At 35.6% G+C, this 21,351-nt stretch carries 17 protein-coding genes and 3 tRNA genes; 12 read left to right on the top strand and 8 right to left on the bottom strand.

The genetic code is table 11. From position 1 onward, the window contains the following. Positions 1-71 precede the first annotated feature (71 nt). The 3 genes from N0B16_RS05505 to N0B16_RS05495 all read right to left on the bottom strand — a co-directional run bounded on the left by N0B16_RS05505 (position 72) and on the right by N0B16_RS05495 (position 5,973). Positions 72-2,249: a T9SS type A sorting domain-containing protein gene (locus N0B16_RS05505; RefSeq protein WP_262989725.1), complete on the bottom strand. Its 2,178-nt coding sequence runs from the start codon at positions 2,247-2,249 to the stop codon at positions 72-74. A gap of 99 nt (positions 2,250-2,348) precedes the next feature. After that, entirely contained in the window at positions 2,349-3,077 is a 729-nt protein-coding gene (locus N0B16_RS05500) for a LytR/AlgR family response regulator transcription factor (RefSeq protein WP_262989724.1), read from the bottom strand. Next, on the bottom strand, positions 3,046-5,973 hold the full coding sequence (locus N0B16_RS05495; RefSeq protein WP_262989723.1) for a sensor histidine kinase: 2,928 nt from the start codon (positions 5,971-5,973) through the stop codon (positions 3,046-3,048). The genes N0B16_RS05500 and N0B16_RS05495 overlap by 32 nt, the downstream gene beginning before the upstream one ends. Before the next feature lie 147 nt (positions 5,974-6,120). Here N0B16_RS05495 and N0B16_RS05490 point away from each other — a divergent pair, with 147 nt between their 5' ends. From N0B16_RS05490 to N0B16_RS05460, 7 genes are all read left to right on the top strand, one after another. Then, positions 6,121-8,004 carry a DNA topoisomerase IV subunit B gene (locus tag N0B16_RS05490; RefSeq protein WP_262989722.1) on the top strand — a complete coding sequence of 628 codons (1,884 nt, stop codon included), beginning with the start codon at positions 6,121-6,123 and terminating at the stop codon, positions 8,002-8,004. A gap of 16 nt (positions 8,005-8,020) precedes the next feature. Continuing rightward, positions 8,021-8,506, top strand: a complete 486-nt coding sequence (locus tag N0B16_RS05485) for a hypothetical protein (protein ID WP_262989721.1) — start codon at positions 8,021-8,023, stop codon at positions 8,504-8,506. After that, complete coding sequence (locus tag N0B16_RS05480) at positions 8,503-11,076, top strand: DNA gyrase/topoisomerase IV subunit A (protein WP_303647417.1); 2,574 nt, start codon at positions 8,503-8,505, stop codon at positions 11,074-11,076. The genes N0B16_RS05485 and N0B16_RS05480 overlap by 4 nt, the downstream gene beginning before the upstream one ends. Positions 11,077-11,091: 15 nt before the next feature. Next, positions 11,092-11,733 (top strand): rhomboid family intramembrane serine protease, encoded by a 642-nt coding sequence (locus N0B16_RS05475; protein WP_262989720.1) that lies wholly within the window; start codon positions 11,092-11,094, stop codon positions 11,731-11,733. A 34-nt stretch (positions 11,734-11,767) separates the two neighbouring features. Next, positions 11,768-12,865, top strand: a complete 1,098-nt coding sequence (locus N0B16_RS05470; protein ID WP_262989719.1) for a helix-turn-helix domain-containing protein — start codon at positions 11,768-11,770, stop codon at positions 12,863-12,865. A gap of 142 nt (positions 12,866-13,007) precedes the next feature. Next, positions 13,008-13,793, top strand: a complete 786-nt coding sequence (locus N0B16_RS05465; RefSeq protein WP_262989718.1) for an SDR family NAD(P)-dependent oxidoreductase — start codon at positions 13,008-13,010, stop codon at positions 13,791-13,793. Then, positions 13,739-14,752 carry an NAD-dependent epimerase/dehydratase family protein gene (locus N0B16_RS05460; RefSeq protein WP_262989717.1) on the top strand — a complete coding sequence of 338 codons (1,014 nt, stop codon included), beginning with the start codon at positions 13,739-13,741 and terminating at the stop codon, positions 14,750-14,752. The genes N0B16_RS05465 and N0B16_RS05460 overlap by 55 nt, the downstream gene beginning before the upstream one ends. Here N0B16_RS05460 and prmC read toward each other — a convergent pair whose 3' ends face one another. The 4 genes from prmC to N0B16_RS05440 are packed head-to-tail and all read right to left on the bottom strand — an operon-like array spanning position 14,753 to position 17,691. After that, positions 14,753-15,604 carry a peptide chain release factor N(5)-glutamine methyltransferase gene (prmC, locus tag N0B16_RS05455; protein WP_262989716.1) on the bottom strand — a complete coding sequence of 284 codons (852 nt, stop codon included), beginning with the start codon at positions 15,602-15,604 and terminating at the stop codon, positions 14,753-14,755. It abuts the gene before it with no gap. Then, positions 15,604-16,362: a peroxide stress protein YaaA gene (yaaA, locus tag N0B16_RS05450; protein ID WP_262989715.1), complete on the bottom strand. Its 759-nt coding sequence runs from the start codon at positions 16,360-16,362 to the stop codon at positions 15,604-15,606. Before yaaA ends, prmC begins: the two co-directional genes overlap by 1 nt. A 2-nt stretch (positions 16,363-16,364) precedes the next feature. Then, entirely contained in the window at positions 16,365-17,069 is a 705-nt protein-coding gene (locus N0B16_RS05445; RefSeq protein WP_262989714.1) for a CPBP family intramembrane glutamic endopeptidase, read from the bottom strand. A 10-nt stretch (positions 17,070-17,079) separates the two neighbouring features. After that, on the bottom strand, positions 17,080-17,691 hold the full coding sequence (locus N0B16_RS05440) for an L-threonylcarbamoyladenylate synthase (protein WP_262989713.1): 612 nt from the start codon (positions 17,689-17,691) through the stop codon (positions 17,080-17,082). A gap of 100 nt (positions 17,692-17,791) precedes the next feature. Between N0B16_RS05440 and N0B16_RS05435 the strand changes: the two genes are divergently transcribed. From N0B16_RS05435 to N0B16_RS05425, 3 genes are all read left to right on the top strand, one after another. Then, positions 17,792-17,864, top strand: a tRNA-Met gene (locus tag N0B16_RS05435). A 36-nt stretch (positions 17,865-17,900) separates the two neighbouring features. Continuing rightward, positions 17,901-17,973 (top strand) — tRNA-Met (locus N0B16_RS05430). Positions 17,974-18,008: 35 nt separating this feature from the next. After that, positions 18,009-18,084: transfer RNA gene (locus N0B16_RS05425), tRNA-Met, on the top strand. Between the two features lie 118 nt (positions 18,085-18,202). Here the strand turns inward: N0B16_RS05425 and N0B16_RS05420 are convergent. Further along, positions 18,203-18,772: a hypothetical protein gene (locus N0B16_RS05420; RefSeq protein WP_262989712.1), complete on the bottom strand. Its 570-nt coding sequence runs from the start codon at positions 18,770-18,772 to the stop codon at positions 18,203-18,205. A 322-nt stretch (positions 18,773-19,094) separates the two neighbouring features. Between N0B16_RS05420 and N0B16_RS05415 the strand changes: the two genes are divergently transcribed. Further along, positions 19,095-19,460, top strand: a complete 366-nt coding sequence (locus N0B16_RS05415) for a BlaI/MecI/CopY family transcriptional regulator (protein WP_262989711.1) — start codon at positions 19,095-19,097, stop codon at positions 19,458-19,460. A 1-nt stretch (position 19,461) separates the two neighbouring features. Next, positions 19,462-21,312 (top strand): M56 family metallopeptidase, encoded by a 1,851-nt coding sequence (locus N0B16_RS05410; RefSeq protein ID WP_262989710.1) that lies wholly within the window; start codon positions 19,462-19,464, stop codon positions 21,310-21,312. Positions 21,313-21,351 lie beyond the last annotated feature (39 nt).

Genomic DNA, 21,351 nt, shown 5'->3' with positions numbered 1-21,351 from the left:
ACTTTTAAAATACAAAAACCGCCCTAAAAAGGACGGTCTTTATATTAAATATAATATAAAATGTGTTTACCTTATTGTTTAATGAGGTTAATCATTTTTCTTTCAGAAGAATTGTAGATTAATACTCTGTACACACCGATAGTAAGATCTGAAATATTCATCTCGATAGAATTTTTTCCTTTTACGAATTTTTCTGAGCTTGTTACCGTTTTCACCTTTTTCCCGAAAGTATCCAGAATTTCTACGGTAAGTGCTGTATTTTGGTTTAAAACAAAATCTAAAGTAGAAGTGTCTGAAGAAGGATTTGGAGAAAGTTTCATATCCGGTCCAAACACGGATGCTGCAGCAGCGTCGCCACTATCACCGTAAAAGCCGTCTCCTTTGTCCTCCTCATGATCGTTAACGGCTACGCTAAAGTTACATGCAGTTCCGTATTCTTCATCAGGATTTTCAGTACGATTCTGGTTTGCTATAAATTGGAAATTTCGGATCAGATTAGTAGGCTGTGTTAATACAAAGGATACTGTAATGCCTCTGTATTCTCCTGCCTGCAAAAGAATGTTTTTCAATTTAGCATTATTAATGTCAGTTACCCGCAGTTCGTGTTTTTCCCAGTCTGAAATTTCTAATCCTTCTGCGGAAGATCCGCTTTGCACCCATTTATCAAACAATGTTTTATCTAATGTTAAAATAACATCTCCCAACTGGCTGAATGATACATCGGTCTGTGATAAATCTCTGATTCTGAAATCAAATAATCCGTCTTCACTGGTACTGTTGCTGAAAAATATAGTTCCTGAACCTCTGTAAAAAACGCCGCCGCCAGTTAAATTAACAAAAGTAGAATTTCGGGTAACGATATTGTTGTTGCTTCGTACGTTATCACTGAAACTAAAGGAAGCAGAGGAAGTACGCTCGTCATACATAGGATCGTTCGTATCTACGACTCTTGCCAGGAAGCAGATTTGAGGATGATTTGTTAATAAATTTAAATTAAAAGCCGAAGGTGTCCATAAAGTATTTACAATATATTCTTCGCCTGGTTGTAACGGAGGGATTATGAACCCTCCTTGGTCGTATGTCGTATCTTGCGTAATATTAATTCCATTCCCGATATGCGAACTTTGACTTGGTGGGGTAACATTGGGTGTGGGATATGGTTTTGTAATCTGACCACCACTGGTAAAATTGTTATAAACAGGATTATTATTTTGGTCTAAACTAGTTTGAAGATTTACAGTTGTACTTCCATTCCATGCTACAGGCCAAGGTTCTCCACCAGTTGTACCAATTGTCCAATATAATCTCACACGAGATTCATTACTTGCAGAAACTCCGATATTTCTCACTCTGAATCTCACCAAATTATTGTGTCCGCTTGCATTATCTACATTTTCAGCGACCAGGTTTCCGGTTACAGAATTTGCATCGGTAGCTCTGTTCCAAATATCATTACTTTGCCAAACCTGCCAGTTGCTTCCCGGATCGTAAGGTTCTGCGCCGATATCGGTGTTGTTATCAAAAGCTGCCAAATCATAGGTGCCGTCACATGGAGACGGAGTAGATTGTACCGGACCAATAATGACATTGTCGATATAAACAAGCTCTGAATAATTTCCGGAAATATTTGAAGGACTTTTTAATCTTAATACAACTCTATCATAAATACCTGCCTCGTCACCGATTATTTTAAAAGAATTGCCATAATTTCCCCAAGGTGTGGAACCTGTATTTTTAGGAATATTAAATTCACTGATGAGCTTTTCAAATGATGTACCCTGTCTTACCAAATACACCTGTAATGTATTTCTTCCATTTGGTTCGTTAAGATAGATGCCCCCTAAAGCCGCGAGGCAGATTTTGTATACTCCGCTGCCAAGAGTTCCTGTTGTGAAACTGCCAATTGCTCTGCTGTCACTTATTCCTAATATCGGTGTATTACTTTGGAAAATGCTTATTGATCTGTTTCCATGATTGGCGCTTATGCCCGGTGAAAACTGGGAATAGGTACAGGTAGGTGTGTTTTGATAAATCCTGGCCGTATTTAAAGGATAACTTGCCTGATCTGCAGGATTAATTGATGTCCAAAAATCTGCATACCCTTGCCCTATATAAAAAGAGCCCGGATTATTTGGGGCACACAAAGCCGGGCCATCTTCAAAGCTAGGATTTTTTACAAGGTTTTGGGCATTGATCGACATTCCCATGATGGCGGTCATCAGTAAGGAAAAAGTTAGATTGTTTCTCATAGTATAGTTTTTTATGATTGATACTACAAGAATACTCAGATACAGAAAACAAATCAACGATCAATGTATAAGTGTCGCTGTTTTCTGAGTAAGTGTTTTCTATTGCAGATATTTTATTTTCTCCATAAATTCATTTTTTTTCCGGACCGAGATATCCAGGACAGAATGATCCATCATAATGATTTGTCCGCCTTTCCCTTTGATGTATTCACGGATGTAATTGAGGTTGATAAGATGCTTGTGGTGAATCCTGAAAAAATTATGGTAGCTGAGAGATTCTTCAAACTCATGAAGTGTTTTAGATACCGTAATTTTGGTTTTATCGGAAAGATAAAAAGTAGTATAGTTAGAATCTGCCTCGCAACGGATAATATTTTCTATGTCAATCAGCCGGAACCCCTGTAAAGTAGGTAAGCTTATTTTATTATGAATCGGAGCATGTACTGGGTTTTTATTTTTTTTAATATTTTCCAGAGCTTTGTTGACGGCGCTTATAAAATCAATTTTGTTAATGGGTTTTAAGATATAATCTGTTGCGGCATTTTTAATGGCCTGAATGGCAAAATTTTCAAAAGCGGTTATAAAAATAATTTGTGATGCGATGGTTTTAAATTTTGATAACAGGTCAAACGCATTGCCGTCTGTAAGCTGTACATCCAGAAAAATAATATCCGGGCTGTTTTTTGTAAGGTAAACATACGCATCCTCCACACTTCTTCCCTGAAAAGTAATGTGCAGATCCGGAAACTCATTTTGCAGCAGAAGAGCGACGTAATCTCTTCCGTCTTGTTCGTCATCAATGATACAGGCTTGTATTTGTTTTTTCATAAGGCGTCATATAAAGTTTAATCTGGGTTCCTGATCGTTGCTGTCTTTCAGAAAGGTTATGAATTTCTAAAATGATATCTGTTTCAAATAACTGCCTGAAAGTTTCAATTCTTTTCCGTGAAAGTTTCACCCCGAATGAATGATCTTTTTGGATACGGTCGTTTTCATTTTGAATCCCGATCCCGTTATCTTCAATGCAAATGCAAAGTGAAGTGTCTTCAACATCAAATGAAATTTTAATATTTCCTTTCCTGTCTTTCAGATTGGCAATACCGTGTTTTATGGCATTTTCTACGAATGGCTGTATCAGTAAGGAAGGAATTAGCCATTCAGGATTTACGGCTTTTGAGATTACAATTTCGTAATCAAACTGATCTTTTAGCCGCAGTTTTTCCATATTCAGGTATAAAGAAAGGTATTCTACTTCTTCATTTACTGGCATGAAGGTTTTTTCAGAGTAATGCAGTGTTTTTCTGATCATCTGGGAAAAAACGTCGAGGTAATTTTCTGTTTCGGGATAATCTTTTTTATACAATAAATATTGAATGGAATTGAGACAATTATAGATAAAATGAGGATTGATCTGTGCCTTTATAGCTTGTAGCTCCAGTTCGGCAATTTTTTTATCGTAGAAAAGATTTTTTAGCTTTTTATTTCGTTTTTTTTGAAAATAATAGGTGAGGAAAGCCAGGATAACGACGATGCTTAAAATGATCAAGAGTACCGTAAACCACCACGTCTGCCAATATTTCGGTTTAATCTCAAAAGGTATTTCTGTTGAGGTATAAGATTGTTTACCGTTATATCCCAACCCGAAGACTTTAAAAACATATTTTCCGGGTGGTAAAGCATTTAAGATAATTTTCGAAGAGTTGCTGATCTGCCATTTTTCGTTAAGGCCCTCAATTTTATATCGATAGCTTATTTTTCCCAATGATGCATAATCCGGGAAACTGAGACTGAAAACAAGATCATTATCGAGCGATTGAATGACGGGTTTTTTGCTGAAGTCATACAGTATTTTTCCGCCAATAGTGATGCTGTTGAGAATTACTTTTTTATGAATAACCTTTTGCTGCATCAGCAGTTTTCTGACAGATAAAATGCCCAATCCTTTAGACGTTGCGATATAAATGGTGTCTTTTTTAATCACGCATCCCGAAACCCTGTTACCGGGAAGCCCGTCAATCTTTGTAAAATTGTTAAGATGTACCGTATTTCCCGTATATTCAATTCTGCACAGCCCGGAATTGGTACTTGCCCAAAATGTATTTTCATTTTCAATATCGATTCTCTTAACCTGATTGCTGGGTAAGCTTTCGTGCTCTGTAATGTGTTTTATTACTTTCCGGTTATTAAAAATGACGATGCCGTTGAGATTGGTTGCACCGATATACACATTTGATTTTAGTTTTTTAATATCTTTAAAATAATAGCCTTCTAGAAAAAGTTTTTTCTTTTTTGTGGCGATGCTGAAGGTATAAAGATTCTTAAAATCGCCCACAAACAGGCTGTCTTTGGAAAAAGGTAAAGCGGTGTATACTCTTTCATTTTTTAAAAAATCGGTATAGAGATCCTTTTTAAAATCATATACGGTTAAACCTTCTGAAGAACATATAAAAATAGAAGAATCTGTAAACGGCAGAAGATTTTTCAGATTGTAGGTCCCTAAAAATTTCTTTTTTCTCGTAAGAATATCGTATTGATAGACATTTTGTACCAACCCGAAAAACACTTTTTTATCAGTCGCAAATATATTGCTGTTTTCGTTTTTTTTGTTTTTCTCAAAAACAATATCGGTTATTTTGTTTGCACAGAAGATTCCACCTATGGCTTCGTTATAGCCTAAAAAGACAGCTTTGCTGTTGCCGGAAATAGCAGTTATAGAAGCAGAATTATTTTTGATGGGCAGAGTAATGTAATTTCTGAAAAATTTTTCGGTAATAAAGAATATGCCGTTATTTCTGGTAGAAAACCAAACGTTGTTATCAGTATCTACAAGAATATCATTAATAATATAATCTTGTAAGATCTTTTTCGGAGCCTGAAGCTTTTTACCGGAACTGAGTGCCTCATCAAAGTAAAAAACGCCGCCGTTTTTAGAATAGATCCAGAGTTTATTATTTTTATCAATAAGAACCCGGTGAATCTCATCTTCAAGGTGAATGGTCTGCTTTTTCTTTAGTCGAAGTTGATCTTTATATTCATAAATGTTCAGCTCTTTATGCTGAATTCTGATCAGAAAATTATCTTTCTTCCAGAGGCTTCCGGGCAGTGAAATATTGCTTCCGTATTCTTTTTTATTTCGGATGTCATACACCACGATTCTTCCTGTTTTTTCATCAGAAAGATACAGCATATCTGTACGGAAGTCGTATGAAGTCGGAATAAGTTTGTTATCGGGATCATTCCCGGAATACTTTATATACAACGGAATTTCTGTTACTTTTTCATCTTTAAATACATATAATTTTTTAGGATTATTGTTGTTGCACAAAATGACAGAATCTTGATAGGTATTAATAAAAGGATTGTGCTCAAATCTGATTTTTTTAAGCTCCCTATTGATATCGGAATTGATCACTACATTATTTTTCAGATAAGCAAAATCATTTAAAAAGGGCATGATAAAAACTTCGCCGCCAGATAAAGGCTCACAGGACAGGATATCGATATTCTTTAACCCCTCTTTTTTATTATATTGCCGGAACTCTTTCCCGTCAAACCTGAATAGGCCGTTATCGCTTCCAATCCAGATAAATCCGTTCTTATCTTCATTCATCTCATAGGTATAAGAACTGTTCAGCCCGTCTTCTTCACTGTAATTAATCAGCCCTGGAATCTGGGAAGCACATAAAGAGGATAAAAACAGTACGGCAAGAAGAAAAATTTTCAATATTTATTTGGTTGGTGATCGTGTAAATATAAAAAGATCAATAGTAAATATTACAATAAATAATGATAAATTTGACTAAAATCAATCGAAAAGATGAAAGAAGTTTTTATCCAATTTCGTACTTTTGTATGTTTGCTGAAATAATCTATGTCACAAGAAATAAACCCTGTATATTCCGAAGATAACATCAGAACCCTCGATTGGCAGGAGCATATCCGTTTGCGTCCCGGTATGTATATCGGGAAGCTGGGCGATGGCTCATCTGCGGATGATGGGATCTATATTTTGCTTAAAGAAATTCTGGATAACTCCATTGATGAGTTCAGGATGAAATCTGGCAAAAGAATTGAAATAAAAGTAGACGACGGCAAAGTTACAATTCGTGATTTTGGACGTGGGATTCCGTTGGGAAAAGTAGTAGATGCGGTCTCAAAAATGAATACCGGAGGGAAGTACGACAGCAAAGCTTTCAAAAAATCTGTTGGTCTCAACGGGGTCGGAACCAAAGCGGTGAACGCACTTTCAGCCTATTTCCGGGTACGCTCTTTCCGGGACGGAAAAATGAAGATGGCCGAGTTTTCCAGAGGGATCATTACAGAAAATCACGACGAAAAAGAAACTTCTGACAGAAACGGGACCGAAATTTCCTTTATCCCGGATGCAGATATTTTTCTTCACTTTAAATACAGAAAAGAGTACATCGAGAGGATGCTCCGAAATTATTCTTACCTGAACCCGGGATTAAAAATACTTTTCAACGGGGAAACATTCTATTCTGAAAACGGGCTTAAAGATTTACTGGAAGAAGAACTGGAAAGCGATGTATTGTATCCCATCATTCACCTGAGAGATCACGATATTGAACTGGCCATTACCCACACCGACAAATCGCAGACAGAGACTTATTTTTCTTTCGTAAACGGACAGAATACCACACAGGGCGGAACGCACCTTAATGCATTCCGTGAGGCGTATGTAAAAACAATACGTGAGTTTTTTAATAAGAATTTTGATGCATCCGATGTCAGAAAATCAATTGTTGCAGCCATTTCCATCAATGTTGAAGAGCCTGTTTTTGAATCTCAGACGAAAACAAAGCTCGGTTCCAATGATATTGGCCCGAATGGTCCTACCGTAAGAATTTTTATCATTGATTTTCTTAAAAGCAAATTAGACAACTTTTTACATAAAAATCCAGAAATTGCTGAAGCGATCCAACGGAAAATATTAATCTCGGAGCGCGAAAGGAAAGAACTTTCCGGAATTCAGAAACTGGCAAGAGAACGGGCAAAAAAAGTATCTCTTCACAATAAAAAACTTCGGGACTGCAGACAGCATTATAATGACCAGAAAGCCGAACGAAAAGCTGAAACCCAGATTTTTATTACCGAAGGAGATTCTGCATCAGGATCAATCACAAAATCCAGGGATGTAGAAACGCAGGCTGTTTTTTCTTTAAAGGGGAAACCGCTAAACTGCTATGGCCTCACAAAAAAAATCGTCTACGAAAATGAAGAATTCAACCTTCTTCAGGCGGCGCTGAATATCGAAGAAAGCCTTGAAGATTTAAGATACAATCAGGTAATTATCGCTACGGATGCCGATGTAGACGGGATGCACATTCGTCTTCTGATGATCACGTTTTTTCTTCAGTTTTTCCCTGACGTAATTAAAAACGGACATCTTTACATCCTTCAGACTCCTTTATTCAGGGTAAGAAATAAAAAGGAAACACGATATTGCTATTCTGAAGCTGAAAGAATAAAAGCACTCAATGAATTAGGAAAAAACCCCGAAATTACCCGGTTCAAAGGTCTGGGAGAGATTTCTCCGGACGAATTTAAAAACTTCATAGGGAAAGATATCCGCCTGGAACCGGTAGTTCTTGGGAAAGATCAAACCATAGAACAGCTCCTGGAATTCTATATGGGTAAAAATACCCCGGACCGACAGATTTTTATCCTCGAAAATCTGGTGGTAGAAGATGCAGACATCGATAAAAAAGAAATGCTGAATGAGATAGAATATTAACACAAAAACACAAATAATGAGACTTAGCAACCGAAACAAGAAACCTGTTTATAACTTTATTAATACCCTGCTTATTATGTTTTTGATCGGCGGTATTACAATCTTCACTTTAGAACAGTACAAATTGCACATTTTGGATGGAGGAGAATATATATTCATTTTTGTTCCCCTGATCTTATTATCTGTTTTTTATCTCACGGGAAGACAGATTTTTGAATATGACAGTGATGGAGAGGCTTTGCATTTCAGGAATTCTAACATAATTCCTTTTTTGAGTAAAAATTTAAGTGACGAATTTCCCAAGTATAAGCTGATCAGTTATGAGGTAATCAGTATATTGTTTATAAAAAGGCTTTACATTACCATTACCAGCAAAAACAGCGGGACAGCCATGCTGAAATATGAAATTTCTTATTTGACAAAAAAACAGACTAACGATTTAAAATTTTCTCTGAGTAAAGTAATAAAAGCAACAAAGAGTAAAGACAGCAATAAAGAATGATAGAAGAAAACGCTCACGAAGGCGAAAGCTTAAAAAAAGTTTCAGGACTCTATAAAGACTGGTTTTTAGATTACGCGTCTTATGTAATCTTAGATCGTGCGATTCCGTCGGTGTATGACGGTTTGAAGCCCGTTCAGCGGAGAATCATGCATTCTATGCGTGAACTGGAAGACGGCAGGTATAACAAAGTTGCCAATATCGTAGGAAATACGATGAAATATCATCCTCACGGAGACGCATCCATCACCGATGCCATGGTGGGAATTGGGCAGCGGGAGCTTTTGATCGACACTCAGGGAAACTGGGGCAATATTTATACAGGAGATTCTGCTGCTGCGGCGAGATATATTGAAGCCAGGCTTACCGCTTTTGCACTGGAAGTAGTTTTTAATCCTAAAACGACAGTCTGGGCAAAGTCGTATGACGGCAGAAATAATGAGCCGGTAGATCTTCCCGTAAAATTCCCGCTGCTTTTGGCACAGGGCGTGGAAGGAATCGGAGTCGGGCTTTCTACAAAGATCCTCCCGCATAATTTTAATGAACTGATCAATGCATCTGTCGCGCATTTAAAAGGTAAAAAGTTTGAGCTTTTCCCGGATTTTCTTACGGCAGGTTTTCTGGATGTTTCAGAATACAATGACGGGCAAAGAGGCGGGAAAGTAAGAGCCAGAGCCAAAATTTCTCAGGTCGATAAGCATACGTTGATGATCTCTGAGCTTCCTTTTTCTAAAAATACGGGCGATCTTATTGATTCTATCATTAAAGCCAATGAGAAAGGGAAAATTAAAATTAAAAAAATCGAAGATAACACTTCAGATAAAGTTGAAATCCTCATCTATCTTCATAACGAAGTTTCTCCGGACAAGACTATTGATGCTTTATACGCATTCACCGACTGTCAGGTAACCATTTCTCCTAATGCATGTGTAATTGTTGGTGATAAACCCATGTTCCTGAATGTTTCCGAAATTTTAAGAATGAATACCGATCATACGGTTTCACTTTTAAAGAGAGAGCTGGAAATAGAATTAAACGAATTGCAGGAAAGCTGGCATTTTTCTTCCCTTGAAAGGATTTTCATCGAAAACAGAATTTATCATGATATTGAAGAGGTAAAAAGCTGGGAAGAAGTGTTAGAAACTATAGCAGAAGGGCTGAAACCTCATACAGCACATCTTTTAAGAGCTGTTACGGAAGAGGATATTTTGAAACTTACAGAAATCAGGATCAAAAGAATTTCAAGATTCGATTTAGATAAATTTAAAGAAAATATTGCATCCCTTGAAGGAAAAATAGAGCAGGTAAAGCATCATTTAAATAATCTGATTGCATATGCCATTGATTATTACCTGAATATCCAGAAAAAATACGGAAAGGGGAGAGAAAGAAAAACCGAACTCAGGATTTTTGATACCATCGACGCCACAAAAGTGGCCGTTGCTAACGAAAAATTCTATGCTAATTTTGAAGAGGGCTTTGTAGGTACTTCACTTAAAAAAGATCAGTATCTGTTTGACTGTTCGGATATTGATGATATTATCACATTCCGGAAAGACGGAAGCATGAAAGTCGTAAAAGTAGAAGCCAAAACCTTCATTGGAAAAGACATTCTGCATGTTGCGATCTGGAAGAAAAACGACAAACGTACGGTCTACAATATGATCTATCGTGAAGGAACACAGGGACCGTATTATATGAAACGGTTTTCGGTAACGGGCGTAACCAGAAATACAGATTATCATCTCGCTTCTGAAGCGAAAGGTTCCGAAATGCTGTATTTCTCAGCCAATCCTAACGGTGAGGCGGAAGTAGTCACCGTACTTTTAAAACCCAACCCAAGAATCAGAAAAAATAAAATGGAAATCGATTTTTCTGAAATAGGAATTAAAGGGCGCGATTCTAAAGGAAATCTGGTTACCAAATATGCGGTGAAAAAAGTAGACATGAAAGAAGAAGGGGTTTCTACTTTAGCCCCAAGAAAAATATGGTTTGATGATACCGTAAGAAGACTGAATGCAGATGCAAGAGGAACATTACTCGGAAGCTTTAAAGGCGATGACAAGATTATAACGGTCAATTCGCAGGGTGAAGCAAAATTAGTGAGCTTTGATCTTGGGAACCGTTTTGACGACGAATATATTATTCTGGAGAAATGGAGGCCCGATCAGCCGATTACCTGCATCTATTACGACGGAGAAAAAGAAATCTATTTTATTAAACGTTTTCTGCTGGAAAATACGCCCAATATCCAAACCTTTATGCCTTCCGAGCATCCAAAATCATTTGTGGAACGAATTATCATTTCAAACGGTTCTACAGCAGAAATTATTTTTGCAAAAGACAAAGGAAAAGAGCGTGATCCCGAAACAGTACATATTGATGAATTTATCGCAGTAAAAGGCATTAAAGCAATCGGAAACCAGTTCACAAAATTTAAAGTAAAAAATATTAACATTACGATTCCCGAACCGGAGGAAGAAGAGGAGGAAGCCTATGAAGAGCCGGAAACTAGCGACACGACTGACGATGATGGAGGAACCATTGGTGACCTTTTTGAAGGAGAACAATAACAATTAAAAGAAAATATGAATATAATAGTCATCATTATTATCGCGGTTACCTGTATTATCAGTTATTTTGCTTTGAATAACAGCGCGGTATTTGAAAAATATAAGTTTAATGTTGGTGCAATAAACAACCGGAAAGAATACATACGGCTGATCAGTTCCGGGTTTCTGCACGCGGATTTTATGCATTTGTTTTTTAATATGTTTTCGCTGTACATGTTTCAGGCCGCAGTGATGGAATTTTTTGGCGGTGTCGGTTTTATTGTGATCTATTTCGGATCAATGATTCTGGGGAATTTATTCAGCCTATTGATCTATAAAAACCAACCTTGGTACTCGGCAATTGGTGCTTCCGGGGCTGTTTCAGGAATTATTTTTGCCGCCATTGCAATGGTTCCCAACGGAATCAGTGTCAATTTTTTGCCGGGATGGCTTTTCGGAACCCTGTATTTCGGTTATTCTGTTTATATGATGCTGAATCCTAAGCAATGGGATAATCTGGGACACGCCGCACATTTGGGAGGAGCTTTTTTTGGGTTGGTGTATTCCATAACGATGCATCCGCAGGAAGCCATGAGCAATATCTTATTTTTAGGAATCATGTCGGTTCCGCTTTTATATCTGGCGTACGAAATATTTGTAAGAAAAAGAATCGGGTAGTAAAACCTTACTTTTAATTAATTTTTAAAAACCAATGAATGCATCAGAGTTAAACAATTTTATCGTTATACTTATTTATGGCTCATTGGTTTTACTGTCTTTACTAAAACTGGCAAATCCGTTACAAGTAAATAAAAAAGCCAATCTCTGGTTTGGTATTTTTCTTTTTTTATGGTCGACTTTTTGGCTAGACGAAGTCTTATCCTTGATCACTCATCATTCTATTGAAGTTAATTCAATATTATGGGTTGGGTTTATTCAGTTTTTAACTCCCATTGTCTTTTATTTTAGTGTATTATTTTATACAAATCCTACTTTTAGATTTAAGATTTCGCATCTTAGAGTTTTGATACTTCCTGTTATTTTTTTAACGATCCTTTTATTAATCAAGGCAGGATATCATCAGTTGCATTACGTAATTATAAGTTTAATTCTTTTCCAGGCTCTGTTTTACAGCGGACTTTCGTATTTTACCATTAGAAAACATCAGAGAAAAATCCAACAATTTGCTGCAAATACGGAGGGAATTAATCTTAATTGGCTTGAATATATCATCCTTATTATCCTTATTGTAAGCATTCTTTATGTCATTTATAATTTGGCATACAATGCCAATTCATTAAACTTTTTCATCAATATGATTTTTCTTTCGGTTATTTATTTTGTTGCCTATAATTCTATGAAGCAAAAAGAGATTTATCCTGTAGAAGAAAAACAGCGTGAAGAATTAATTTCTATCAGCAATTCGGAAACGGAAGAAATTAAAAGAAAATTAATTTCTGATGAAGACTTATTAAGGATTAAAACTCAGTTGGAAAAATTGATGGAAGCACAAAAGCCATATCTTGACAGCGAATTGAATCTGATCAAGCTTTCAAAAGAGCTTTCTGTTTCTACCCATCATTTGTCTTATGTAATTAATACGGGATTTCGGAAAAACTTTTTTCAATACATCAATGAATACAGAATTGATTATGCTAAAAAGCTCTTAAAAGACAACAGCAATAATAAACTTTCCATTCTAGGTATTGCTTACGAGTCCGGATTCAATTCAAAAACATCTTTCAATACAACATTTAAAAAATTTACTGATCAAACCCCTTCTGAGTTTAAAAATAGTTCAGATTTATAAGTTTTATCTTTTTGTATTTTTAAGTAATTGATTGTAAGAAGGTTATACGTTTTCACTTTGTCTGATTGAAATGGGTGCATTCAGATAATCTGGAACATTCAAGCGCTCTTCCTGAGATAATTTTGCGCCATAAAGTTTTACTATGGATACCAAAGAATCATACGCCGTTGTCACAGGAGCAAGTCAGGGATTAGGAAAATCATTTGCTGAAAGTCTTGCCAGAAAGAAAATGAATGTTATTCTAATCAGTCTTCCCAATCAGCATTTAAAAGAAGTAAGTGAAGAAATTGCCGAAAATTTTAATGTAAAAACACATTATTACGAAGTTGATCTTTCCGTACACGAAAATGTTTTAAAACTAACAAGCTTGCTGAATCGGTCTTTTAAAATTCATATTTTGATTAATAATGCAGGTTTAGGCGGAACCAAAAAATTTTCTGAGGCAACATCGAGCTACATCAATACTATTCTTCAGGTCAATGTGATGGCAACTTCTTTAATGACCCATCAATTATTGCCCAATTTATTACAGCAGCCTCAATCTTATATTTTGAATGTTTCAAGTATGGCAGCGTTTTCTCCGATAGGTTTTAAAACGGTTTATCCGGCTTCCAAAACTTTTATCCATTCATTTTCCCGGGGTTTACATGAGGAATTAAGGGGTACCAATGTATTTGTAAGTGTTGTAAATCCCGGAGCAATGAAGACCAATAATGATGTTTCTAGGAGAATTGAAAAGCAGGGATTTTTAGGAAAATTGACGCTTCTTGATCCTGATAAAGTTGCCAGCTATTGCATTGATCAGCTTTTTAAAAAAGATTCTGTGATTATGGTCAATCCCGTAAGCTGGTTTGTCATGAAAATTTTACCGGTATGGATCAAATTACCTCTAATGACGAATGCCATAAAAAAAGAAATAGAAGGATGAAAAAAGTTTTTGTGACCGGAATTACAGGGCTTTTAGGAAATAATACTGTTATAAAATTAGTAGAAAATGGTTATTTTGTTATTGCTTTGGTGCGCAAAAAAGGCGTATGTTTTTTTAAAGAGAATGAAAGCCTTACCCTAGTTGAAGGCGATTTATTTTCGGATCTATCAAAGCATCTTAAAGATGTAGATTATGTCATTCATATTGCTGCAGAAACCCGTCAAAATCTGCTTTTATATAGAGATTATCAAAGAATTAACTGTGAAGCAACCATTCATTTATTCTGTGAATCTGTTAAGGCAAATGTTCAGAAATTCCTATTTATAAGTTCTGCAAATACCTTAGGATTTGGGAGTTTTGAAGAATTGGGAAATGAAAAGAATGACCAAAAATATCCGTTTACTCATTCTTTTTATGCTAAAAGTAAATCAGAAGCGGAAAATTTTCTTTTGCATCAGAAAAAGAACACAAAAGTTATTATTTTAAACCCTGCCTTTATGATCGGAAATCATGATTACAAACCCAGCTCGGGGAAAATTATCTTTTGGGTTTGGAAGAAAAATATGGTTTTCTATCCGAAAGGCGGAAAAAATTTCGTTAATGTAGAAGATGTCGCAACCGGAATTGTATGTGCTCTGAAGAAAGGAAAAAAGGGTGAAAAATATCTATTGGCCAATGAAAATTTAACCTACAGGGATTTTTTTACGAAAGTGAATACGGTAACTGATCAACAACCTATTATGATCCCAATTCCTGATTTTATATTACAGTTTCTTGGTTTTTTGGGAGACTTTTTAAGGTTCTGTAGAATTAAAACGAATCTAAGTTCAGTTAATATGAAGGCTTTATTAATCAATAATTATTATTCTAATCAAAAGTCAATTGATGAATTGGGAATCCAATACCAACCGATAGAAAAGGCTATAGAAGATGCTGTTAACTTCTTTAAAAACAGATAATTATTTTACCCCGAAAATAAACCGGTCATTTTCCGAAATATCTTTTACGAGATGTGCTTTCGACATCGTTTCTGTATATAATGCTAATGTTTCCGGGCCTAACTTCTGATTGATTTCCAAAAACAAAAAACCATCTTTATGTAAATGATCAGAGACGTCTTCAGCAATTTTCCGATAAAAGATCAAAGCATCTGAAGTAGGGGAGAAAAGCGCCATTTGGGGCTCAAATTCTTTTACTGAATCTGCAATTTCTATTTCTTCCTCAATGCCAATATAGGGCGGATTTGAAATAATGACATCATAGTTTTCATTCAAATCAAAATTCAGATAATCTGCGTGAATAAAGTTAATTTCAAGTTGATGAAAATCTGCATTTTTTCTGGCAACTTCCAAAGCTTGTTCAGAAAAGTCGATAGACGAAATTTCGGCATCCGAAAATTTTTTTTTCAAAACCAAAGGAATAATGCCGCTGCCTGTACCAATATCTAAAATTTTTAAACTCTTGCCATCCTGTTTTGAATTTTGAATGGTGTGAATGGCCATTTCAAGCAATTCTTCCGTTTCCGGCCGTGGAATTAAAACATGTTCATTGACGAAAAAAGTCATTCCGTAAAATTCAGTTTCGCCTAAAATATATTGATAGGGTTTACCTGTTGCAAGCTCGGAAACTATTTTCTTTAACTGTTTTTCATCATCATATGAGATTTCCTGATCAGCATATCTTCTCTGATCAAATTTGTTAAAATTTAATATTTTTTCACTACATATTGAACTTAAAAAATCACTTTCAGAATCGGTATACCATTCGGAAAGTTCGGTTTTAAAATAATTCTTATATTCTGAAATGGTCATTATCTCGTAAAAACAAGTTTTGTATCAGTAGATCTTCCTTCGTCAATTCTATAACCTTCATAATGGAAAGCTTTTACATCGTTAAGCGTTTTAGCATTGTTTTGTGCACAGAATCTTACCATCAAACCTCTCGCGTGTTTGGTATACACCACAATGGTGGTTAGTTTGCCTTCTCTCAATTCATAAAACTCAAAATCAATCACTTTATGGTTGAGTTTTTTGCGGTCAACCACTTTTCCATATTCGTTACTCGCCAGATTGAGCAGGATTTCATTTTTTTTCATTTCAGAACTTAGCTGTTCTGTTACTTTTTCTTGCCAGAATTCGTAAAGGTTTTTATATTGTTCAAACTCAAAATGACGCCCCATTTCCAACCTGTACAGCATGATCCTGTCAGAAGGTTTCAGCAAACCGTATAACCCGGAAAGTATCCTGTGATTTTTCTGCAGATAACTTACTGCATTTTTATCTAATGTTTTTGCATCAAGCCCACGATAAACTTCTCCCGTGAAAGCAAACAAGGCAGGAGCAGATTCTTTGGTAACAGGCTTTGCTTTCCATTTTTGATTTCTTTCCCAATTTTCATCGGCGAGTTTTGTAGAAATTTCCATCAGCTCAGAAAGATATTTCGGAGATTTATGTTTTAAATGTGACTGTATCAATGCAGCATCTTCAATGAATCTGGGCGTTGTACTTCTCAACAGGTCGGTTGAGTAGTCCACATTCATTAATTTTGCGGGTGAAGTAATGATTTTCATAATTAAAAAAAGGATACGTGTTTAAGATCAATAAAATTCATCAGCATTAATGAAACAAAATCATATATAAAATGACAGATGATCAGGATTTTAATATTTGAATACTTTTTGTAGAATGCAGCAAAAACGATCCCGATAAAGAAAGGCACCGCAACCTGGCCGATGGTACCATACGTCATATGCAGAATGGCAAACAGTAAAGACGAAATTACAATTCCTAAAACCGGGCTGTTATAAATTTTTTCTATTCTCGGCTGAATATATGCCCTCATTAGTAATTCTTCAACAACACCCGCCGTAAAACACGTAAAAATAATGAGAAAATAATTGTGTTTAAAAATAGACTGAAGCTGTACAAGCTTACCACTGATCTTTTCCTGAGTCAGGGTCATAATAAGAGCATTCAGCAAAGCGCCTCCTGCTGTAGATATGATATATAACGCAACGATTGATGCGATATAAAATCCGGCAGAATATTTTTTATCTTCCCACAAGAAAAAAGAGCGGTTTTCAATAAAAAAATTATAGATAAAAATAAGTCCTAAAACCATCCATAGTGCCAATCTGTTGTAGAAAAAAAGATCTGCGGTCAGGGTTTTATCATTAAAAAATAAATTAATTACAGGAACCGAATACAGCATTACCATTGCGAGAAACCCAAAAGCAAGTACAATTCCCAAAGCGTATCTTCCGTTCACACTCATCATAAATCCTTCGCTAAATGATCCCTTTTCCTTGTCTGATCACTTCAGGTTCACCCGAGGTGAGGTCCACAATGGTTGATGCAATATTATCGCCGTATCCTGAATCGATAACAATATCGACAAGATGATCATACTTTTCTGCAATAAGCTCCGGATCGGTAGAATATTCTATGATCTCGTCATCGTCTTTTATGGATGTTGATGCGATGGGATGTCCCAGTTTTTCGACAATAAGCTGCGGAATAGGGTGATCCGGTACCCGAATTCCAATGGTTTTATGGTTTTTGTAGGCTAAAGGAAGTCCTTTGCTGGCTTCAAGTATAAAAGTGAAAGGTCCAGGAAGGTGACTCTTTAAAAATCTGAAAACCGAAGTGTCTACAGGTCTTGTGAAATCTGATAGATGACTGAGATCATTACAGATGATGGAAAACTGTGCTTTATCCAGTTTTTGCTTTTTGATCTGTGCCAGTTTTTCCATGGCTTTGATATCAAAAATATTACATCCTAATGCATATACGGTATCAGACGGATAAATAATTAATCCGCCGTTATTCAAAGTTTTAATTACTTCATTGATAAGGTTTTCCTGAGGATTTTCAGGATAAATTCTTATTATTTTTGCCATAAAACAAAGATACAAATTTTTACAATATTGTGCTGAAGCGCTTTATTTAAAAGAAAAAATTGCTTTTTTGAAAAAATTTCGTATATTTGCAATCCAATATCGCGGGGTAGAGCAGTAGGTAGCTCGTCGGGCTCATAACCCGGAGGTCGCACGTTCGAGTCGTGTCCCCGCTACTAAGAAACACTTTCAGTAAGTGTTTAAAGATACATCGCGGGATGGAGCAGTAGGTAGCTCGTCGGGCTCATAACCCGAAGGTCATCGGTTCGAGTCCGGTTCCCGCTACTAATTAACGTTTTCGGTAGACGTTTAAAATATACCGCGGGGTAGAGCAGTAGGTAGCTCGTCGGGCTCATAACCCGGAGGTCGCACGTTCGAGTCGTGTCCCCGCTACCAACAGGAGAGTCAGAAATGGTTCTCCTTTTTTATTTCTAAGATTCTTTAAAATAATTTTGAGATAAAACTAAAAAATCCCGCTTCATAGAAGCGGGATTTTATTAATATGATTAAAATATTAATTCGCTAAAGTATCAAAATTCTGAAGTTTAAAATCATCGGATTTTAACTGGTCAAAATAAGACATTTTGTTGTTTCCTTTCATTTTCTTAACCGCACCGGCTGCAGAAACGAAATCTTTATCGATTTTCGTAGCGATTTCCGTAGGTTTGAAATCTTTTTTGAATGTTTCATCTTCCACGCCCAAATATCCGTTTTTTCTTGTCAGATACGTGATGTAATTATCATAAATCCCTAATGTATTTCTGAAATACTGCGTATGGTAATTCATACATTTGGAAGCTTTTTTAGGTTTTACCACAATACAGTTGGCCATATTTCCTTTATAAAGCTCAAATTCTGCAGATAATGCATCATATTCTTTTTTAAGGGCCGCTTTACCGTTGGTAAGAATCGTTTCGTCGCCTTGTGAAGTGCTTATTTTCTGTAAATGCTGTACCACCAATGGTACTGTCTTTTCAATTTTTGATTTTGCTTCTGTAACCGAGCCGAATACTGAAGATGTCTGCGCAGAAGTCACATTAAAAATAAGGAGTAATAGTACAACCAGTAAATTATATCTTTTCATGAGAAATTTTTAAAGCACTAAAATAAATATATTTTCCCGGTTTTTACAAGTTCATTTTAATTTTATTTAATAAATAGTAATAAGTTTTAAGAATATGTTTCTAAATTACAATATTCTGTAATGATTATTGAGACATAAAGTACACTTATTTCAAAATATAATATATTGCAAATAAATTTATTGTTCTGATTATCAGTATACTAAATATTTTAAACACGTATCACTAAAAAAATAGTTGTCTGATCAGAATTTATTTCTACATTTGTATAACTAATTAATTAGTGATAATAAAGATAAGTTTAGCATACTCAAAAATAAAGATATGAAAATTCAGACGTTGACAAAAGCAGAAGAACAGGTGATGCAGTATATATGGAAGCTTGAAAAAGGATTTCTGAAAGATGTTCTTGATCTTTTTCCCGAACCTAAACCTCACACCAATACCGTTTCTACTATTTTGAAAGTATTGAAAGACAAACTATTTGTAGATTATCATGTGTACGGAAGACAGCATGAGTATTTTCCATTGGTTTCCAAAGAGCAGTATTCCGGAAAAACAATGAACAGCCTTGTAAAAAATTATTTTAAAGGTTCTTATAAAAATGCCGTTTCTTTTTTGGTTGAAAAAAACGAAATGACCGTTGAAGATCTTGAAATGCTGCTCAACGAACTTAAAAACAAAGATTAGCATGGAAGCACTGATTTTATATTTCGGAAAAGTTATTTTGGGTTCCGGTGTAATGTTTTTGTACTATCGGTTGTCTTTAAAAGACAAGACCTTTCATCATTACAACAGGTTTTATCTTCTCGGTGCAATGGCGGTTTCTTTATTGCTGCCCTTGATCAAAGTAGAAGATTTTACGATGAATGTAAGCAATGATGTCTATGTATTGATCAGTAAACTACAGAATTTTAATTCAGATAAAAATATAAGCAATGACTACATTTATTTTAGAATTATTTTTTCAGCTTTGGGATTGGTTTCTTTCTATCTTTTAACAAAGCTTGTCTACGGGATTTTTAAAATCCGGCAGTTTAAAAATCAGTTCCAGAAAGAAAGTTTTGACGGGATCAATTTTTATCATACCGATCTTACTGAAGCCCCTTTTTCTTACTTTAAAAATCTCTTCTGGAAAGATACGATCCTACTGCATTCAGACATCGGAAAACAGATTTTAAAGCATGAGATGGTACACATTGAGCAAAAACACTCTTTTGATAAAATTTTCATGGAAATAATCACTTCTGTGTTTTGGTTCAACCCGTTTTTCTATTTAATTAAAAAAGAAATCAGTTTAATTCATGAATATCTGGCTGATAAAAAAGCCGTTAAACAATCGGACACGAAAGCATTTGCGCAAATGCTTTTAGCAAGCCACTTTTCCGGAAACCAGTTGCCCGCGACCAGTCCGTTTCTCAGTTCAAACCTTAAAAAAAGACTTAAAATGTTACAAAAACCTAAAACCAAATTCGGCTATGCGCGAAGAATATTTGCCTTACCGGTTTTATTTACCGTTGCGTTTGCATACTTGGTAAATGCAAAAAATAAAGAGATCAAAGCAACTAATCTTGAAATTGAAAAAGCGGTTTCTCAGATTAAAAAAGACACCTTGAGACCCGATCACAACATGGATAGAGAAAAACCACAAGCTCCTGTATTTCGCAAAAAATCTGAAGACCATAAGCAATTGTCTGATCTTGGAAACAAGCTCCAGGAAAAAAGCAAAGCGTTAAAAGAACTAAAACCGGAAAGCAAAGAATTCCAGGAAAAGATAGATGAGATCAATGCACTTTCTCAGGAGATTGGTAAAATTGCAAGCTCTGAAGACTTCAAATCATCCATGAAAATGAAAATCAATGGAAAAGATATGAAGCTGGACGAATATTTTAATTCAGACGACTGGAAAAGCCATGTAAAAGAGCTCAAAAATATGAAAGTTGAAATTCCGGAATTACCCGAAATGGAATTTGAATTTCCTGATGTTCCGCTTCCTCCGAATGCACCGACCGAACCTTATGCGCCGAATGTGAAAATATATAAATTCCGCGGAAATGCAGATTCAAAATGGGATCCTGAAATAGAATATGCAGCACCGTTTAAGAGATCAGAAAATGCCAAAGAATCTGCAAAAATGGCTAAGAAAAGAGCAGAAATCGACAGAAAAAGATCTAAACTTAATGAAAAAAGAGCCAAGCTTGAAGGCGAAAGGGCAAAGCTTGAAGCTGAAAGACGTGCTTTAGAAGGAAACAACCGCCGGGTTTATATTTACAAAAATACATTTGGAAATATCCCCAACGATAAAAGATTGAAGATCAATACCAATTATATTCGCAGTACTATTAAAGATCCTATTATTATTGGAAGAGATTTCAAAACGATCGATACCGATTCTGATCATCTTAAAATCTACATCAACGGAAAAGAAGTGACAAAAAAAGAGATGGATGCCTTGAATCCGGATTCGATTAAAAATGTCAATGTCAACAAGAATAAAAACAACGGTGTTTCTTCAGGCGAGATTAAAATCGAAACAAAATAATATTCATCAGCTTTGTCAGAATTTTTGGCAAAGCTTTAT

Origin of the sequence: Chryseobacterium gilvum, assembly GCF_025628965.1 — a bacterium.
Taxonomy (GTDB): domain Bacteria; phylum Bacteroidota; class Bacteroidia; order Flavobacteriales; family Weeksellaceae; genus Chryseobacterium; species Chryseobacterium gilvum.
Note: the sequence above shows the minus strand (reverse complement) of the source record. Positions and strands in the feature narration are given on the sequence as shown.

What these genes read in the sequence shown, in the direction of transcription:
- N0B16_RS05505 (WP_262989725.1), bottom strand. Translation starts at nt 2,249, where the DNA reads ATGAGAAACAATCTAACTTTTTCCTTACTGATGACCGCCATCATGGGA.
- N0B16_RS05500 (WP_262989724.1), bottom strand. Translation starts at nt 3,077, where the DNA reads ATGAAAAAACAAATACAAGCCTGTATCATTGATGACGAACAAGACGGA.
- N0B16_RS05490 (WP_262989722.1), top strand. Translation starts at nt 6,121, where the DNA reads ATGTCACAAGAAATAAACCCTGTATATTCCGAAGATAACATCAGAACC.
- N0B16_RS05485 (WP_262989721.1), top strand. Translation starts at nt 8,021, where the DNA reads ATGAGACTTAGCAACCGAAACAAGAAACCTGTTTATAACTTTATTAAT.
- N0B16_RS05480 (WP_303647417.1), top strand. Translation starts at nt 8,503, where the DNA reads ATGATAGAAGAAAACGCTCACGAAGGCGAAAGCTTAAAAAAAGTTTCA.
- N0B16_RS05475 (WP_262989720.1), top strand. Translation starts at nt 11,092, where the DNA reads ATGAATATAATAGTCATCATTATTATCGCGGTTACCTGTATTATCAGT.
- N0B16_RS05470 (WP_262989719.1), top strand. Translation starts at nt 11,768, where the DNA reads ATGAATGCATCAGAGTTAAACAATTTTATCGTTATACTTATTTATGGC.
- N0B16_RS05465 (WP_262989718.1), top strand. Translation starts at nt 13,008, where the DNA reads ATGGATACCAAAGAATCATACGCCGTTGTCACAGGAGCAAGTCAGGGA.
- N0B16_RS05460 (WP_262989717.1), top strand. Translation starts at nt 13,739, where the DNA reads ATGGATCAAATTACCTCTAATGACGAATGCCATAAAAAAAGAAATAGA.
- prmC (WP_262989716.1), bottom strand. Translation starts at nt 15,604, where the DNA reads ATGACCATTTCAGAATATAAGAATTATTTTAAAACCGAACTTTCCGAA.
- yaaA (WP_262989715.1), bottom strand. Translation starts at nt 16,362, where the DNA reads ATGAAAATCATTACTTCACCCGCAAAATTAATGAATGTGGACTACTCA.
- N0B16_RS05445 (WP_262989714.1), bottom strand. Translation starts at nt 17,069, where the DNA reads ATGATGAGTGTGAACGGAAGATACGCTTTGGGAATTGTACTTGCTTTT.
- N0B16_RS05440 (WP_262989713.1), bottom strand. Translation starts at nt 17,691, where the DNA reads ATGGCAAAAATAATAAGAATTTATCCTGAAAATCCTCAGGAAAACCTT.
- N0B16_RS05420 (WP_262989712.1), bottom strand. Translation starts at nt 18,772, where the DNA reads ATGAAAAGATATAATTTACTGGTTGTACTATTACTCCTTATTTTTAAT.
- N0B16_RS05415 (WP_262989711.1), top strand. Translation starts at nt 19,095, where the DNA reads ATGAAAATTCAGACGTTGACAAAAGCAGAAGAACAGGTGATGCAGTAT.
- N0B16_RS05410 (WP_262989710.1), top strand. Translation starts at nt 19,462, where the DNA reads ATGGAAGCACTGATTTTATATTTCGGAAAAGTTATTTTGGGTTCCGGT.